At 71.1% G+C, this 16,714-nt stretch carries 19 protein-coding genes and 1 pseudogene; 17 read left to right on the top strand and 3 right to left on the bottom strand.

What is annotated here, in order from left to right; all coding sequences use genetic code 11:
* On the top strand, window positions 1-417 hold a 417-nt coding region (locus tag ACI3KX_RS08770), incomplete at its 5' end, for a M23 family metallopeptidase (RefSeq protein ID WP_404909432.1).
* Between the two features lie 67 nt (window positions 418-484).
* On the opposite strand, the gene ACI3KX_RS08765 is transcribed toward ACI3KX_RS08770, so the two are convergent.
* Window positions 485-1,018 (bottom strand): inorganic diphosphatase, encoded by a 534-nt coding sequence (locus ACI3KX_RS08765; RefSeq protein WP_308866032.1) that lies wholly within the window; start codon window positions 1,016-1,018, stop codon window positions 485-487.
* A 209-nt stretch (window positions 1,019-1,227) separates the two neighbouring features.
* Here ACI3KX_RS08765 and tilS point away from each other — a divergent pair, with 209 nt between their 5' ends.
* The 16 genes from tilS to ACI3KX_RS08685 all read left to right on the top strand — a co-directional run bounded on the left by tilS (window position 1,228) and on the right by ACI3KX_RS08685 (window position 15,289).
* Window positions 1,228-2,223: a tRNA lysidine(34) synthetase TilS gene (gene tilS, locus ACI3KX_RS08760; RefSeq protein ID WP_404909431.1), complete on the top strand. Its 996-nt coding sequence runs from the start codon at window positions 1,228-1,230 to the stop codon at window positions 2,221-2,223.
* Between the two features lie 107 nt (window positions 2,224-2,330).
* Window positions 2,331-2,600 carry a hypothetical protein gene (locus ACI3KX_RS08755; RefSeq protein ID WP_363356517.1) on the top strand — a complete coding sequence of 90 codons (270 nt, stop codon included), beginning with the start codon at window positions 2,331-2,333 and terminating at the stop codon, window positions 2,598-2,600.
* Window positions 2,597-4,495 carry an alpha/beta hydrolase gene (locus ACI3KX_RS08750; RefSeq protein WP_404909430.1) on the top strand — a complete coding sequence of 633 codons (1,899 nt, stop codon included), beginning with the start codon at window positions 2,597-2,599 and terminating at the stop codon, window positions 4,493-4,495. The genes ACI3KX_RS08755 and ACI3KX_RS08750 overlap by 4 nt, the downstream gene beginning before the upstream one ends.
* Window positions 4,496-4,561: 66 nt before the next feature.
* Entirely contained in the window at window positions 4,562-5,014 is a 453-nt protein-coding gene (locus ACI3KX_RS08745; RefSeq protein ID WP_349426008.1) for a hypothetical protein, read from the top strand.
* A gap of 10 nt (window positions 5,015-5,024) precedes the next feature.
* A complete protein-coding gene (gene hpt, locus ACI3KX_RS08740; protein WP_349426009.1) occupies window positions 5,025-5,576 on the top strand; it encodes a hypoxanthine phosphoribosyltransferase in 552 nt (183 codons plus the stop codon).
* A gap of 146 nt (window positions 5,577-5,722) precedes the next feature.
* Window positions 5,723-7,729, top strand: a complete 2,007-nt coding sequence (gene ftsH, locus ACI3KX_RS08735; protein WP_363356520.1) for an ATP-dependent zinc metalloprotease FtsH — start codon at window positions 5,723-5,725, stop codon at window positions 7,727-7,729.
* 9 nt (window positions 7,730-7,738) lie between these two features.
* Entirely contained in the window at window positions 7,739-8,344 is a 606-nt protein-coding gene (gene folE / locus ACI3KX_RS08730; RefSeq protein ID WP_349426011.1) for a GTP cyclohydrolase I, read from the top strand.
* Window positions 8,341-9,174: a dihydropteroate synthase gene (gene folP / locus ACI3KX_RS08725; RefSeq protein WP_404909429.1), complete on the top strand. Its 834-nt coding sequence runs from the start codon at window positions 8,341-8,343 to the stop codon at window positions 9,172-9,174. The genes folE and folP overlap by 4 nt, the downstream gene beginning before the upstream one ends.
* The gene (gene folB, locus ACI3KX_RS08720) at window positions 9,147-9,542 is read left to right on the top strand and encodes a dihydroneopterin aldolase (RefSeq protein WP_349426014.1); all 396 of its coding nucleotides are present in this window, start codon (window positions 9,147-9,149) and stop codon (window positions 9,540-9,542) included. Before folP ends, folB begins: the two co-directional genes overlap by 28 nt.
* Window positions 9,539-10,099, top strand: coding sequence for a 2-amino-4-hydroxy-6-hydroxymethyldihydropteridine diphosphokinase (gene folK, locus ACI3KX_RS08715; RefSeq protein ID WP_404909428.1), 561 nt, complete (start codon window positions 9,539-9,541; stop codon window positions 10,097-10,099). Before folB ends, folK begins: the two co-directional genes overlap by 4 nt.
* On the top strand, window positions 10,096-10,593 hold the full coding sequence (locus ACI3KX_RS08710) for a DUF3180 domain-containing protein (protein ID WP_349426017.1): 498 nt from the start codon (window positions 10,096-10,098) through the stop codon (window positions 10,591-10,593). Before folK ends, ACI3KX_RS08710 begins: the two co-directional genes overlap by 4 nt.
* Complete coding sequence (locus ACI3KX_RS08705; RefSeq protein WP_349426018.1) at window positions 10,535-11,116, top strand: PH domain-containing protein; 582 nt, start codon at window positions 10,535-10,537, stop codon at window positions 11,114-11,116. The genes ACI3KX_RS08710 and ACI3KX_RS08705 overlap by 59 nt, the downstream gene beginning before the upstream one ends.
* A gap of 134 nt (window positions 11,117-11,250) precedes the next feature.
* A complete protein-coding gene (locus ACI3KX_RS08700) occupies window positions 11,251-12,912 on the top strand; it encodes a PH domain-containing protein (RefSeq protein ID WP_404909427.1) in 1,662 nt (553 codons plus the stop codon).
* Entirely contained in the window at window positions 12,909-13,625 is a 717-nt protein-coding gene (locus tag ACI3KX_RS08695; protein WP_363356526.1) for a Rossmann-like and DUF2520 domain-containing protein, read from the top strand. The genes ACI3KX_RS08700 and ACI3KX_RS08695 overlap by 4 nt, the downstream gene beginning before the upstream one ends.
* Window positions 13,622-14,467, top strand: coding sequence for a pantoate--beta-alanine ligase (gene panC / locus ACI3KX_RS08690; protein ID WP_363356527.1), 846 nt, complete (start codon window positions 13,622-13,624; stop codon window positions 14,465-14,467). Before ACI3KX_RS08695 ends, panC begins: the two co-directional genes overlap by 4 nt.
* Window positions 14,468-14,494: 27 nt before the next feature.
* Window positions 14,495-15,289 carry an MBL fold metallo-hydrolase gene (locus ACI3KX_RS08685; protein WP_363356528.1) on the top strand — a complete coding sequence of 265 codons (795 nt, stop codon included), beginning with the start codon at window positions 14,495-14,497 and terminating at the stop codon, window positions 15,287-15,289.
* Between the two features lie 60 nt (window positions 15,290-15,349).
* Here ACI3KX_RS08685 and ACI3KX_RS08680 read toward each other — a convergent pair whose 3' ends face one another.
* Together ACI3KX_RS08680 and ACI3KX_RS08675 are read right to left on the bottom strand one after the other, a co-directional pair.
* Window positions 15,350-16,009, bottom strand: coding sequence for a hypothetical protein (locus ACI3KX_RS08680; RefSeq protein ID WP_404909434.1), 660 nt, complete (start codon window positions 16,007-16,009; stop codon window positions 15,350-15,352).
* A 14-nt stretch (window positions 16,010-16,023) separates the two neighbouring features.
* Window positions 16,024-16,563 (bottom strand): annotated as a pseudogene (locus ACI3KX_RS08675) (MFS transporter); the annotation flags it as partial.
* Window positions 16,564-16,714 lie beyond the last annotated feature (151 nt).

Genomic DNA, 16,714 nt, shown 5'->3' with positions numbered 1-16,714 from the left:
CTGCACGGTGCGCGTCCGTCGTCGGGCTGGCGCAGCTCGGGGTACGGCCCGCGCACCGTGCAGTGCGGCAACAGCTACTGCTCCAGCGGCTTCCACTACGGCGTCGATCTCGCCGCCGGCTGCGGAGCGGGCATCTACGCCGCCTCCGCCGGACGCGTCGTGTACGCCGGCTGGAACGGCGGCTACGGCAACTACATCAAGATCGACCACGGCGGCGGCATCGGCAGCGGCTACGGCCACATCCGCAGCGGTGGAATCTTCGTGGGCGTGGGGCAGTGGGTCAATGCGGGCCAGCTCATCGCGAGCGAGGGCAACACCGGCAACTCGTTCGGCTGCCACGTCCACTTCGAGACGTACGTCAACAACTCCCCGGTGAACCCGATCTACTTCATGGCCGACCGCGGAGTCTCGGTCTGACCCACACACTCTGAAACGACGAAGAGCGGATGCCGACGGCATCCGCTCTTCGCTGTGACAGCAGTGGTCAGAGGGTGTTCGGTGCGACGCCCTCACCCTGGGTCGCGGTCTGGCCCTCGTGCTCCTTGAAGCGGTCGAACGCCTCGCCGACGAGACGCTCGGCCTCGGCCGCGCTCGCCCACTCGTCGACCTTGACCCACTTGTTGGGCTCGAGGTCCTTGTAGTGCTCGAAGAAGTGCTCGATCTCCTTGCGGGTGAACTCCGGGATGTCGTTCACGTCCTGGATGTGCGCCCAGCGCGGGTCCTTGCCGAGCACGGCGACGACCTTGTCGTCGCCGCCGGCCTCGTCGCTCATCTTCAGCACGCCCACGGGGCGGACGCTCGCGAGCACGCCGGGGGCGAGGTCGAAGTCGAGCAGCACGAGCACGTCGAGCGGGTCGCCGTCCTCGCCCAGGGTGTTCTCGAAGAACCCGTAGTTGGTGGGGTACCCGAACGCGGTGTAGAGGATGCGGTCGAGGAAGACCCGGCCGGTGCCGTGGTCGACCTCGTACTTCACGCGGCTGCCGCGCGGGATCTCGATGACGGCGTCGTACGCGCCCATAGTGGTACTCCTTCGGAAAGACGTGGGATGCCGCGACAAGCCTAGTCCGGAGGTTCTGGGCGTTTCGTCTCGCAAGCTCGCTCAACGACCGGGGTACGGGTGATCCCGGTCGTTGAGCGAGCGAGGAACGAGCGAGACGAAACGCGCTGCACCGGGCGGAGTCGTGAGGCTCTAGGCGATTCGCCTCGGTCGCCGGGTACGGTGGGCGGGTGGAGGAGCGCAGACCCGGACTCGACCCCGCCGTCGCCGAGGTGCGCCTCGCGGTGCGGCGGGCACTCACCGGCCTCGAGCCGGGTGCCCCGGTGGTCGTGGCGCTGTCGGGCGGCGCCGATTCGCTCGCCCTCGCCGCGGCGACCGCGTTCGAGGCGCCGAAGCTCGGTCTGCGTGCCGCAGCGGTCACGGTGGACCACGGACTGCAGGACGGGTCGACGGATGCCGCGGCCGCCGCCGTGGCGAGAGCCCAGGCGCTCGGACTCGGCGCCCGCGTCGTCCGCGTCGAGGTCACCGGAGCCGGCGGGCCGGAGGCCGCCGCTCGTGAGGCGCGCTATGCCGCACTGCTCGACGCGGCCCGCGCGGCCGGCGCGGCGGCGATCCTGCTCGGCCACACGCTCGACGACCAGGCCGAGACGGTGCTGCTGGGACTCGCGCGCGGCGCCGGCGCCGCCAGCCTGCAGGGCATGGCGGCAAGCGCCGATCTCGACGGCGTTCTTCTGCTGCGCCCGCTGCTCGACGTGCGACGGACGACGACGCGCGCGGCGTGCGCGGCCGAGGGGCTCGACCCCTGGGACGACCCGCAGAACGGCGATCCCCGCTTCGCGCGGGTGCGCGTGCGCGAGACGGTGCTGCCCGTGCTCGAGGCCGAGCTCGGGCCGGGAATCGCCGAGGCGCTCGCCCGCACGGCCGCGCAGCTGCGCGAAGACGCCGACGCCTTCGACGAGATGATCGACGAGACGATCGAAGACATCGTCGAGCACGCCGAAGCCGGCATCTCGGTGTCGGTTGCGGCTCTCGCGGCCAACCCTGCCGCGCTGCGGAACCGCATCATCCGGCACGTGGTGGCCAGCGAGTTCCACCAGAGCCTCACGCGGTCGCAGACGATCGAGGTGGCGCGCCTCGCCACCGACTGGTCGGGCCAGGGGCCCATCGATCTGCCCGGATGCCGCGCTCGCCGCGTCGGCGGCCGCATCGAGTTCACCGCGCACTGACCTGCGGACAGCCGCAGGCTCAGACACGGCGACGCACGCAGGCCCCGCCTGAGCATGGGGAATTGTCCCCTCCGGGCCCCTGCCCGCGCCCGGATAGGGTGGCGATCATGGCAGACGTCGAGTTCGCAGACTCGGACTTCGCCGAGGCGGTGCTGAGCCTGCAGAAGGCGGGCGACGCCTCGGTCGACGGGTTCTGTCCCGCGTTCGGCGTCCTCGGGTCGCCGGTCGTCGAGTCGGCCCTCGGCGATGTCGACGCCGTCATCCGTCACGCCATGAGCGCTCTCGCCGGTGTCGGCCACGACCTGTCGGTGGACGTCGACACGGTCCACACCGAACTCCGCGCACTCGATGCCCAGCTGGCCGGGGCCTCCGGATGACGCTGCCGGGCCTGGCGGCCGACCCTGGCGAGGGCAGCGTCGACGGGATCCGTGATCTCGCCGCGTTCTTCCGCGCCCGAGCCGGTGCCGAGCGCGACCGCAGCACCCACGCGCACAGCGCGCTGCGCGCGCTCACCGCCGTCACTGCCGTGAGCGTGGACGCGCTGAGGCCGCCCATCACCGTGGCCGCCGGCCGCTTCACCGACGTCGCGGACGCCGCCGACGAGGCGGCCGTGGTGCTCGATGAGTACGCCGACGCGCTGGCCGACCTGCAGCGTCGCGCCGCGTCGGCGCGGGACGAGGCCGAGTCCGATCACGCGGCGATCCAGACCCGGCGTTCCATCGCGCTCAACGCGGCGTCGGAGTTCGCCGTGGGCTGGGCGCTGGAATGGGACGACGTGCTCCCGTCGTGGCTCTATCTCGACGACCCTTCGCTCCTCGACCGCTGGCAGGGGGCGATCGACGACTACCGCGGCTCGCGCGACGCGTACAACGCGCTGCGCGACGAACGCGACCAGCTCGACCACGACACGGCTGTTCGGCTGACCGGCATCCCGCTCATCGCGGAGATCACCCACGACGGTGTCGTAGGTGCCGGAGGCTTCGTCGCGGCGACGGCGCTGTGGGCCGGCGACACGGACGCCGTCACAGCCGAGCAGATCGCCGCGCTCGGCGACCCCGAGCTCATCAGGCAGGTCTGGGACAGCCTCGACCGGGCGGAGAAGGACGCGCTGATCGCCGCATCGCCGCACATCATCGGCAATCTCGACGGCATTCCCATCGGCGACCGCGTCGCCGCGAACCGCCTCAACATCGAGGACGAGATCGCGGCCCGCGAGGCGGAGATCGAACGGCTGGAACGACTGCGCGACGCTGCGGTGGACCGCTCCTACCAGGGCCAGGGCGCCGTCGAGCAGGTGTACGACGACCTCATCGCCGAGCAGCAGCGCCTGATCGACTACTACGAGGGTCTGCTGACGCAGGAGATCCAGGTCGTCGACGAGACCGGGGCGGTGCGCACCGAGACCGGCGCCCGGGTGGTGGTCTTCGACCCGGCGCACCAGGCCATCGCGACCTATCACGGGCCCCTCGACCCCGTGACCGGCGACATTCCGTCGTGGGTGCGCTCGGTGGCCATCTCGGTTCCCGGCACCGGATCCAACATGACCGACTTCGGCGACGACCGGGCCGCCGACCTGCAGGCGGCCGCCGGCCCCAGCACCGCGGTGTTCCAGTGGGCGGGCGGGGCGTTCCCGCAGTCCATCCCCGAGGCGATGAGCACGTCGTACTCGCACGACCTCGCGCCGCGGCTGCGCGACTTCGCCGCCGGCATCGCCGTCCCCGGCAGCGCGACGCTGACCGTGCTCGGCCACAGCTACGGCGGAGCGGCCGTCGGGCTCGCCGAAGCGGCGGGGCTGCGCGCCGACCGGGTGCTCTACGTCGCCGCAGCGGGCATGGGCGACGGTGTCTCGGGAGTGGACGACTTCCCCCATACTTCAGACGTGCCCCACTACGCGATGATGAGCCGCAACGACATGGTCGTCGGGCTCATCCAGGGCAGCGAGGGCGACCTGCACGCCCTCCACGGGCAGTCGACTCTCACCGCCGGCGGGGTCACGCGCCTCGAGACGGGCGTGATCGACGCCGCGCGCGCCGACAGCGACGACATCGAGGACTACAACGTCCCCGGCAACGGCATGCCGTCGGCGATCGACAGCCACAGCTCGCTGTACACACCCGGATCGACGGCGTTCGAGAACATGGTCGCGGTGATCACCGGCGGACAGGCCGAGGTGTACGCCGAGAACGAGATCATCGTCGCGGGCGGGCAGCCGATCGTGATCGACGGCATCGACCGCGACGACTACGAACCCGTCTACACGGAGGTCGACTGAGCCGTGCGCCGACTCCTCGCCGCCGTCGCCGTCGCCCTCTTCGCGCTCGCCCTGGGAGGATGCAGCATGACGCCCGAAAGCCGGCTCGACGAGTACCAGACCGAGGCGGACCGCCTCCTCAGCGAGACGGTGGCGCTGATTCCGGCGGACCTCGATCCCGAGTCCGGCTTCGCGGAGTCCGAACCGAGATACGCCCCGGCCGAGGGATCGGCGTCGGCATCCGACCCCGCCTGGTGGCAGGCCCGCGAGAGCCTCAACCTCGCGGCGGAGACGGATGCCTCGGCCGACGCGGCCGCGGCGATCGCCGCCGGGCTCACCGCCGACGGCTGGCGTGAGTCGAAGGTCCGCGAGACCGAGGGTGGCGCCCGCATCACCGACGGGTACCGCAAGGACCTCGACGGAGGCGAGTGGTACATCGAGGTGACGTGGGTGCAGACGCGGCCGGAGATGGCCGAAGTCGTCGAGGTGCTCGTGGTGAGCCCGCAGACCGTCCGCGGCGCCGACGCCTCCGGCACGTAGACTCGTCCCCATGCGCGCGGCCGACGTCTCCAGCGACCTCACGGAAGTCCTCGTCACAGAGGAGGAGATCCGAGCCAAGCTCGACGAGATCGCGGCGCAGGTCGACGCGGACTATGCGGACGAGGATCTGCTGCTGGTCGGCGTCCTCAAGGGCGCGGTCATGGTGATGGCGGACTTCTCTCGTGCGCTCACCACGCACATCACGATGGACTGGATGGCGGTCTCGTCGTACGGCGCGGGCACCAAGTCCAGCGGCGTCGTGCAGATCCGCAAGGACCTCGACACCGACATCCTGGGCAAGCACGTGCTGATCGTCGAGGACATCATCGACTCGGGCCTCACGCTCAGCTGGCTGCTGGAGAACTTCGCGGCCCGCGGCGCGGCATCCGTCGAGGTCTTCGCACTGCTGCGCAAGCCCGAGGCCGCCAAGGTCGAGGTGCGCTGCAAGTACGTCGGCTTCGACATCCCGACGGAGTTCGTCGTCGGGTACGGCCTCGACTACGCCGAGAAGTACCGCAACCTCCGCGACGTCGCGGTCCTCGCACCTCACGTCTACTCGTAGTCAGCGCCGTCGACGCGGGGATTACGCCCGGGGCGAATGCACAGTCGACGCCTAGGAAGCGCGCGATACCCTGATTCAACCGTCGACGGGCGCTCTCCTGTCCTCGATGGCACGTCGACGAAAGGGGTCGGGCTCTCGCCCGCGCCATGGACTTCAAGAAGATCACCCGCAACCCGCTCTTCTACGTCCTGCTGATCGGGGTCTTCCTCATCGTGGGGTTCTCGCTCATCTCGAGCCTGAACGGTGCGAAGCAGATCTCCACGCAGGAGGGCCTCGAGCTGCTCTCCGGTGACACCGTCACCGAGGTCGTCAACACCGACGGCGATCAGCGTGTCGACATGAAGCTCTCGAAGGAGTACGAGGGCGCGACGGACGTGCAGTTCTACTACGTCACCGCACGTGCCGCCGAGGTCGTCGACGCGGTCAACGCGGCCGACCCGGAGGACGGCTTCAACGACGCGGTGCCGCGCGCCACCTGGTTCGACGGATTCCTGTCGCTTCTGCTCCCGATCCTGCTGCTCGGCCTGCTGTTCTGGTTCCTGATGTCCAGCGCCCAGGGCGGCGGCAGCAAGGTCATGCAGTTCGGCAAGTCGCGCGCGAAGCTCGTGACGAAGGAGATGCCCCAGGTCACCTTCCAGGATGTCGCGGGCTCCGACGAGGCGATCGAAGAGCTCGAAGAGATCAAGGACTTCCTGAAGGACCCGTCGAAGTTCCAGGCGGTCGGCGCCCGGATCCCGAAGGGCGTGCTGCTGTACGGCCCTCCCGGAACCGGCAAGACGCTCCTGGCCCGCGCCGTCGCGGGCGAGGCGGGCGTGCCGTTCTACTCGATCTCGGGATCGGACTTCGTCGAGATGTTCGTCGGCGTCGGCGCCAGCCGCGTGCGCGACCTGTTCAACAACGCCAAGGACAACTCCCCGGCGATCATCTTCATCGACGAGATCGACGCCGTCGGCCGCCACCGCGGCGCCGGCATGGGCGGCGGTCACGACGAGCGCGAGCAGACGCTCAACCAGATGCTCGTCGAGATGGACGGCTTCGACCCCAAGGTCAACGTCATCGTGATCGCGGCGACCAACCGCCCGGACATCCTCGACCCCGCACTCCTGCGTCCGGGCCGCTTCGACCGCCAGATCGGCGTCGACGCGCCCGACTTCAAGGGCCGCACCAAGATCCTCGAGGTGCACGGCCGCGGCAAGCCGCTCGCCGACGGCGTCGACCTCGAGGTCGTCGCCCGCAAGACCCCCGGCTTCACCGGTGCCGACCTCGCCAACGTGCTGAACGAGGCCGCCCTGCTCACCGCGCGCTCGAACGCGCAGCTGATCGACAACCGCGCGCTCGATGAGGCCATCGACCGTGTGATCGCCGGCCCGCAGCGCCGCACCCGGGTGATGAAGGACAAGGAGAAGCTCATCACCGCGTACCACGAGGGCGGTCACGCGCTCGCGGCGGCGGCGATGAACCACACCGACCCCGTCACGAAGGTCACGATCCTCCCGCGCGGCAAGGCCCTCGGCTACACGATGGTGCTGCCGCTCGACGACAAGTACTCCGTCACCCGCAACGAGCTGCAGGACCAGCTCACCTACGCGATGGGCGGCCGCGTCGCGGAAGAGATCGTGTTCCACGATCCGACCACCGGTGCGTCGAACGACATCGAGAAGGCGACCGGCATCGCCCGCAAGATGGTGACCGAGTACGGCATGACCGGCGACATCGGACCGGTCAAGCTCGGGCAGTCGTCGGGCGAGGTGTTCATGGGCCGCGACATGGGTCACGGCCGCGAGTTCTCGGAGCGGATCGCCGAGCGCGTCGACACGCAGGTGCGCGACCTCATCGAGCAGGCCCACAACGAGGCCTACGAGGTGATCAACGCGAACCGCCACGTGCTCGACAAGCTCGCCCTGGAGCTCCTCGAGAAGGAGACGCTCGATCACCTGGAGCTCGCCGAGATCTTCAAGGACGTCAAGCGCCTCCCGCCGCGCCCGCAGTGGCTGTCGAGCGAGCAGCGCCCGCCGTCGACCCTGCCCCCGATCGACGTGCCGCAGCGCCGGGACGACGCGGGCCTCGCGGCCAGCGTCGAGGCCGAGCAGCCGGCCGCCGAGAAGGCGCCCAAGCGTCGTCCGTCCGGACAGGCGCGCCCCGCGACCGCGTAGGCTCGGCCTGTGGCCGTCGACCGTGAGCGCATCGCCGCGCTCGTGCGCGAGCTGCTGGAGGCGATCGGCGAAGACCCCGAGCGCCCCGGCCTGAGGCAGACGCCCGAGCGCGTGGCAGACGCGTACACCGAGTTCTTCGCGGGAGTCGGAGAGGATGCCGCAGCCCCGCTCGCGCGCACCATCTCGGTGTCGCGCGGGCCGGCACCCGACACGCTGCCGTCCGGTGCGGTCATGCTGCGCGACATCCTGTTCCGCTCGGTGTGCGAGCACCACCTACTGCCGTTCCGCGGTCATGCGCACCTCGCGTATCTGCCCGGCGAGCAGGTCGTCGGGCTCGGGGCGCTGCCCAAGGTCGTCGAGATCCTGTCGTCGCGGCCGCAGGTGCAGGAGCGTCTCGGCGAGCAGATCGCCGATGTGATCGCGGCATCCCTGGACGCGCGCGGTGTGCTGGTCGTCCTCGAGGCGACGCACGAGTGCGTGACGATGCGCGGCGGGCGCCAGCCGGATGCCTCGACCGTGACGATCGCCGCACGCGGCGAGCTGGCAGAGCCCGCGGCGCGTGCCGAGCTGGTCGCGCTGATCGGGGCATCGCGGCCCTCGGGGATCCGCGGATGACGCTCATCATGGGCATCGTCAACGTGACGCCCGACTCGTTCAGCGACGGCGGACGCTACCTCGATGCCGCCGACGCGGTCGCCCACGGGCTGCGGCTGCGCGCCGACGGCGCCGACCTGCTCGATGTCGGCGGCGAATCGACCCGCCCCGGCGCGGAGCGCGTCGACCCGCGCGTCGAGCGGGAGCGCGTGCTCCCCGTCGTGCGGGCGCTGGCCGACGCGGGAGTCGTGGTCAGCATCGACACCATGAACGCCTCCACCGCCGTCGCCGCCATCGAGGCAGGGGCGCGCATCGTCAACGACGTGTCGGGCGGCCTGGCCGACCCGGAGATGCTTGCGGCGGTCGCTGCCACGGACGCCGACATCGCGCTCAGTCACTGGCGCGGACACTCGACCGACATGTACGCGCGGGCCCAGTACGGCGACGTCGTCGACGAGGTCGTCACCGAGCTCCGCGCGCGCATCGAGGCGGCGGCATCCGCCGGCATCGCCCCGTCGCGCGTGATCCTGGACCCCGGTATCGGCTTCGGCAAGAAGGGCGCCCAGAACTGGGCGATGCTGCGCGGGCTCGACCGGCTCGTCGGTGTCGGGCCGCGCGTGCTGCTCGGCACGAGCCGCAAGAAGTTCCTCGCGGAGGCGCTCGCGGACGACCCCGCCGATGCCGCCGAAGCCCGCCGGGATCTCGCGACGGCGGTGACGAGCGCGCTCGCCGCGCAGGCGGGAGCGTGGGCGGTGCGCGTGCACGATGTCGCCGGCACGCGCGATGCTCTCACCGTCGCGCGCGCCTGGCAGGAAGGAAGCCGATGGACTTCATCGACGAGATCACGCTGACCGGTGTCCGTGCATTCGGGTACCACGGCGTATTCGCCGAGGAGCGTCGTGAAGGCCAGGAGTTCGTGATCGACGCGACCCTCTACGTCAGCACGGCGCAGGCGGCGGAGTCCGACGACGTCGCCGACACGGTTCACTACGGCGAGGTCGCCGAACGCATCGTCGAGATGGTCGGCGGCGAGCCGCTGAACCTCATCGAGGGCGTCGCGGCCCGCATCGCAGACGACCTGCTCGCACGCGACGGCGTGAGGATGGTCGCGGTCACCGTCCACAAGCCCCAGGCGCCCATCACGGTGCCGTTCGCCGACGTGTCGGTCACGATCCGGCGGGCCCGGCGCGAAGAGCTCTTCGATGGGGAGGTCGCATGAACCGCCGCCTGGCTCAGGGCTTCGACGGCGACGTCGAGCGTCATCCGCGCGGACCCGTCGAGGCCGTCGTGGCCCTGGGGGCGAACCTGGGCGAGCGCGCCGAGACGATGACGGCCGCGATCAAGGACCTGGCCCGCGTGCCGCTCGTCGACGCCGTGCGGGTGTCGGAGCCGATCGAGTCGGTCGCGATGAAGCCGGACGGGCCGGATGCCGCCGCGCCGGCGTATCTGAACGCCGTGGCGATCCTCACCACGCGCCTGGCCCCGTCGGTGCTGCTGGGCTACCTCCACGCGATCGAGCAGCGGTACGGCCGCGTGCGCTCCGCGGCGCGCACGGCGAGCGAGCCCGGCTGGGAGGATCGCACGCTCGACCTCGACCTGATCGCGTACGGGGATGTCGTCAGCGACGACCCGCGACTGCTGCTGCCCCACCCGCGTGCCGCCGAGCGCGACTTCGTGCTCGGACCGTGGCTCGCCGTCGACCCCGATGCCGTGCTCCCCGGCACGGGGCGTGTCGACGACGCCCTCCGGCGGCTGCGTGAGGCGGGAGGACGATGAAGCGCACCGGTGCCGGCGTGCTGGCCATCTCCGCCATCCTCGGCGTCGCGGCCGGCTTCATCGTCGATCAGCTCCTGACGTCGGCGGGACGCCCCACCTTCACTCCGGCCGTCACTCTGCCGATCCTCCTCGTGCTGCTCGGAGCTCTCGTCATCGCGCTCGCGATCCCGATCCGCCGCGCCACGCGCGGCACCTCGACGTCGAAGGTGGACCCCTTCCGCGCCGTGCGCATCGCGATGCTGGCGAAGGCCTCCAGCATCGTGGGCGCCGCCGTCGGCGGGGTGGGAGCAGGGCTGTGGGTCTTCCTGGCGACCCGGCCCGTCGCGCCCTCGCTAGGCTCGTTGGGAGCGGTCATCGCGACGACCGTGAGCGGCGCCCTGCTGGTCGCCGCGGGTCTTGTCGCGGAGCACCTGTGCACCATCCGGAAGGACGACGATGACGAACAGCCCGGAGGCGACGACCCCGGACTCGAGCCCCGCCTCCACGACCACTGAGGCGGGGAGCACGTTCGGGCGGATCGCCGAGCCGCGCTCCGAGAACCGGCTCGTGCTCGAAAGCGGTGTCTGGCATCAGATCTCGCCGAAGTACGTGACGGTGCAGCTGATCTCCACCGGCTCGTTCCTGCTGCTCGTCATCGCGGCCACTCTGGTGCTCACGCTGCTCATGCACCAGCTGTGGGCGTGGATCCCCGGGGGCATCCTCACGGTGATCCTCGCGTGGACCCTCGTGATCCTGCCGCGCCAGGCCCGCTCGATCGGGTACCAGCTCCGCGACGACGACCTGGTGTTCCGCCGCGGCATCCTGTGGCAGCGCTTCGTGGCCGTCCCCTACGGCCGCATGCAGCTGATCGACATCACCCATGGCCCGCTGGACCGGGGCTTCGGCATCGCCCAGCTGAAGTTCGTCACCGCGGCCGCGGCGACCGGCGTGGTCATCCCCGGGCTCGAGCAGTCCACCGCCGAGACGCTCCGCGACCATCTCGTCGAGGTCGCCGAGAGTCGGCGCACGGGTCTATGACCTCGATCCCCGGCCCCGTCGAAGGCAGCGGTGCGTCGCCCGGCGTCCCTGGCGCGTCGCCCGGCGCCCCTGGCGCTTCGCCCGGCGTCCCTGGCGCTTCGCCCGGCGTCCCGGGCGCGCCCCCGTCGCAGCTTGTGCGCTCTCCGCTCAGCGACGGCGAGTGGCATCGTCTCCACCCGCTCACGCCGCTGCTGCGCGGCGGGCTGTTCCTGATCGTCGTCATCGGCATCGTGTTCGCGAACCTTCGCGATCGCCTCGTGTTCATCTTCCTGCCGTGGCTCGCCCCCGACATCGAGGAAGAGGTCGGCGAGTGGGAAGGCGCAGGCGGCGACCCGATCGACTTCATCATCGCGAACAACCTCTATGTGCTGGCAGGACTCGCGGTGCTCGCGGCCCTCATCGTGCTCGTCGCGGTGTTCTACACCTCGTGGCGCTTCCACACGTTCCGGATCACCGACGACGACGTCGAGGTGCGCAGCGGCATCCTGTTCCGCACGCAGCGCCGCGCCCCGCTCGACCGCGTGCAGGGCGTCAACCTCACCCGTCCCATGATCGCGCGGCTGCTGGGCATGGCGAAGCTCGAGGTCGTCGGCGCAGGGGCCGACGCCAACGTCAAGCTCGAGTACCTGTCCACGGCCAACGCGGAAGCCGTCCGCGCCGACATCCTGCGCCTCGCTTCCGGGCGTCGCCTGTCGGCGGCCGCCGGTCCCGCGGGCGCCCCCGGCCCCCGGCGCGCGGGCAGGGTCGCGACGCTGAGCCAGACGGTAGGGCGTGAGATCACCGGCCTCATCGAGGGCCCCGAAGCGCCGGTGACCGAGCTCGAGTCGGTCGTCCACATCCCGGTGGGCCGGCTCGTGGCCTCCCACATCCTCAGCATGTCGACGCTCGGGCTCCTGTTCGCGATCATCGCGATCGTGATCGGGGTCAGCCAGGGCATCACGTGGCTGCTGTTCGGCTTCGTCCCCGCGATCATCGGTTTCGGTGCCTACTGGCTGCGCTCGATCGTCCGCTCGCTGCGGTACGCGATCGCCCCGACGCCCGACGGCGTCCGGATCACGTTCGGCCTCTTCACCACCATCACCGAGATCGTCCCCCCGGGCCGCGTGCATGCGGTCGAGGTGACGCAGCCGATCATGTGGCGCCCCGCCGGCTGGTGGACCGTCCGCATCAACCGGCTCACCGGCCGCAGCGCGGCCGACGGCAGCACGGACCAGTTCACCACGACGCTGCCGGTCGGCACGGCCGCCGACGTCGAGCGCGTGCTGCGGCTGCTGCAGCCGGGACTGCCCGACGAGGAGCGGGCGCTCGTCGTGCAGGAGGGCATGTTCGGACCCGGCGAGACCGACACCTTCACGAACACGCCGAAGCGTGCGTGGTGGATCGTGCCGCTGTCCTACCGGCGCAACGGCTTCCGTCTCACGGACGACGTGCTCCTGATGCGTCGGGGCATCGTGTGGCGCAAACTCGTGATCCTGCCGCTCGCCCGCCTGCAGAGCATCGGTCTGTACCAGGGGCCCCTCGACCGTGCATCGGGCGTGACGAACGTGCGTGCGCACGTCGTCGCGGGGCCGGTGTCGCCGTTCCTGGCGGCGGTGGACCGCGACAGCGCGCTGGCTCTGTTCGACGGCGTTGCGCGTGGTTCGGTGCGCGCGGCGTTCACCGACCGCACCCACCGCTGGGCCCAGGACGACACGGGCGCACCGGAGCCGGCGGACCTCATGCCCGCGGACCCCGCGCCGGCGCCCTCGGGTGCCGGCGCAGCCACGGCCGCGGATGCGGGGGAGGATCGCACATGACCCGTGACGGACGACTCGGAGTCGGCATCATCGGCGCCGGTCGCGTCGGACCGGTGCTCGGTGCCGCTCTCGGCGGCGCCGGACACGCGCTCGTGGGGATCACGCAGGGCTCCGACCAGGAGCGGGTCGAGGCGATCCTGCCGGGCGTCCCGGTACTCGACGCGACGGAGGTCGCCCGGCGCAGCGAGCTCGTGATCATCGCCGTGCCGCACGACCAGCTCGAAGGGCTCGTCACGGGTCTGGCCGAGGTCGGGGCGTGGCAGCCGGGACAGCTCGTGCTGCACACGGATCCGGCCTGGGGTGCCGGCATCCTGGCTCCCGCGGTGGCCAAGGGCGCGATCCCGCTCGCCGTCCATCCGGCGATCGAGTTCAGCGGCACCTCGATGGATCTGCGTGCCCTCGCCAGCGCCTACGCGGCCGTCACCGCTCCCGGACCCGTTCTTCCGATCGCGCAGGCTCTCGCCGTGGAACTCGGCTGCGAGCCCGTCGTCGTGGACGAATCGGCGCGGCCCGCATACGGCGAGGCGATCGCGACGGCGCGGGTCTTCTCGCGGTCCATCGTGCACCAGGCTGCCGCTCTGCTGGCGGAGGCGGGCATCCCGTATCCGGGCTCGTTCCTGTCGGCGCTCGCGCACACCACGCTCGACCACGCGCTCGCCGAGGCCGGCTCTGGTCCGGTGACCGGCGAACCCCCCGCTACGATCCAAGGATGATCAGCACCATCGACGAGCTGCGTGCTCGGCTCGCCGAGGTCCGCGCCGCCGCACCCGAGGCCCGCGTCGCACTCATCTCGACCATCGGGGCGCTCCACGACGGCCACATCGACCTCGTGCACCGAGCGCGTGAGGTCGCCGACATCGTCGTCGTGTCGGTGTTCGTCAATCCGCTGCGCTTCGCCTCGCCGGCGGAGTTCGCCGCGTATCCACGCACCCCCGACGACGACGCCCGACTGCTGGAATCGCTCGGGGTCGACGTGGTCTTCGCGCCCGACGCCAAGGAGCTGCTCCCCGACGGCTCGGCGACGACGAAGGTCACCGCCGGCGATCTCGGCCTGCGGTACGAGGGGCGGTCGCGCCCGTTCTACTTCGACGGCCTCCTCACCGTCGAGGCGAAGCTGTTCCATCTCGTGCAGCCCGACGTCGCCGTGTACGGCGAGCGGGATCGGCAGCGCGTGTTCCTCGTGCGCCGCATGATCCGCGACCTGTTCTTCGACGTCGAGGTGGCCACGGTCGAGACCGTGCGCGGTGACGACGGCCTTCCCGTGTCGACCCGGGTGGGGATGCTCGAGGACCGTGACCTCGCTGCCGCGGCACTCCTTCCGGCGGCGCTCGACGCCGCCGCCGCGAACGCCGACCGTGGCATCGACGCGTGCATAGCCGCCGCCCAGTCGGCGCTCATGGGTGAGCCGCGCATCCGCCTGGAGTACTTGAGCGTCGTCGATCCGGCGACGTTCCTCCCGGTCGACGAAGGCACCAGCGGACCCGCGCTCGCGCTCATCGCCGCGACAGTGGCGGGCCACCGGCTGATCGACAACGCCGAGATCTACCTCGGCTGAGCGCGGACACCGGACCGAGGAGACGACATGCGCATCACACGGATCGGCGGTCCGACGGCTCTCGTCGAATGGGAAGGGTGGCGGATCCTCACCGACCCCACCTTCGACCCGCCGGGGCGCACCTACTCGTTCGCGCTCGGGACGACGTCGCGCAAGACCACGGGCCCCGCGATCGCCCTCGCCGACATCGGCGACGTCGACCTCGTGCTGGTGAGTCACGATCATCACGCCGACAACCTCGACGACGCCGGCCGTGCGGGCCTGGGAGTCGGGCGCACGGTGCTCACGACGGTCGCCGGCGCCAAGCGGCTGTCGGCCACGGGTGCGCACCCCGACGCACGCGGCCTGCGCGCCGGTGACACGGTCACCCTCACCGCCGAGGGCAAGCCCGACCTCGTCGTCACGGCGACCCCGTGCCGGCACGGCGCCCCGTTCACGCGTCCGATCGTCGGTCCGGTCGTCGGCTTCGCGCTGGCGGGCGTGGGCGCCGCGCACCCGGCGCTGTGGATGACGGGCGACACCGTGATGTACCCCGCGCTGCGCCGCGTCGCAGCCGGAATGCACCCCGATGTCGCCCTGGTGCACATCGGTGCGGTGAGGTTCCCGCTCACCGGACCGCTCGCCTACACGATGGATGCCGACGACGCGATCGAGCTCATCGGACTCGCCGAACCGGGTGCGGCCGTGCCCGTGCACGTCGAGGGCTGGAGCCACTTCTCGCAGCAGGAGGACGAGGCGACCCGAGTGCTGGCGGCAGCGCCGGGAGCGGTGCGCGAGCGCGTCCGGTGGGTGCCGCTCGGCGAGCCGATCGACTTCCCCTGAGCGTCCGATCGGGCCCATCGGGCGTGCGGGAAGCCCGGAGGCGCTCTCTGGGCTGAGTTCTCACCGCGCGCTCTCCCCCGACTGCGCGCGCGCCTCGGGCAGCTGACGACGCATGGCGATGCCGGCGCCGAGCGTCGCGACGAGGACCACCGCGGCGAAGACGAGCAGCACGGTCGTCTCGTCCGCGAACGTCAGACTCCACCCGACGAGCAGTACGGGTACGACGAGTCCTCCGTAGGCGATGAGGAAGAGGAGTGCGAGCGTCTCACCGCGTCGGCCGGGCGCGGCCAGCGCTCCTGCGCCGACGATGGCCGCGCGGAACATGATCCCGGCGCCGGCGCCGGCGACGATGCCGCCGACGATGAAGAGGGCGAGGACAGGCGCGACCGCGCCTGCCGAGATCGAGACGAGCCCGACGATGAAGCACACGATCGCGATGACGAGCTGTGTCCGTTGTGCGACGCGCACGAGCACGAGCTGGGCGGTTGCCGCAGCGCCGAAGATCGCGAAGACCGTCGCGCCGTCGACGAGGTGGTCCGACACGTGGAAGGTCTCGTGCAGGAAGGTCGGCGTGAGCGAGGTGAACAGAGCGAAGAGAGCGAACGATGCGGCCGCGCCGATGCCTGCCGCTGCGAATGCCGAGCGGGATCCGGACGGGAAGGCGAGCCGCTGCGGGCGGTACGCCGGGCGAGCCGCGGAGGTGTCGATCGTCTCCGGCACGGCGCGCGGAGCACCGCCGCCGTGGCGAGGAAGAGCACGAGGAACACGATATGCGGGAGCTCGAGGGGGTCGGGGAGGAACTCGGCGAAGAGCCCGCCGATGAGCGGGCCGAGGGCGAGTCCGCCGAGATTGGCCGCTCCTGCGACGGAGGCGGCGATGATCGCGGCTTCTGCGGGTCGTGCTCGCGCGCGCAGTTCGGAGAGGTGGGCTGTCGCCGCGGCGGTGAGCGTTCCGACACTCACGCCGTCGATGAAGCGGGCGGTGATGAGACCGGGCACGGAGCTCCACAGGATGAACACGACGGATGCACCGGCCGAGATCAGAACTGCGACGATGGCCATTCGCCGCCTTCCCGCCCAGTCGCTGATGTGGCCGATCAAGAAGAGACTGAACACGACGCCGACGGCGAACGCCGAGAAGATGAGCGTCACCACCGGGACGGGGAAGTCGTCCGCCGCCTGGTAGAGCGGGTACAGCGGCGTCGGGACCGTCGCATACGCGGTCACCGTCGTGAAGGCGGCCGCCACGGCCCAGAACCCGCTGCGATCCGACATCGTGGAGTGAGCTCGCGACATGGTCTCGATCCGTTCGGCCGAGGGAGCACCCTGAGAAGCGCCCCCGACCCTACTCGTCGGGGGCCACCCGGCCAAGAGTCGTGCCCAGTCCGGTCGGGGAAGCGTCCTGCGGTGCGGGATCGCCCGGCGA

Source organism: Microbacterium sp. ZW CA_36 (assembly GCF_044987475.1).
Lineage (GTDB): Bacteria > Actinomycetota > Actinomycetes > Actinomycetales > Microbacteriaceae > Microbacterium.
This window is presented reverse-complemented; position numbering and strand designations above follow the sequence as displayed.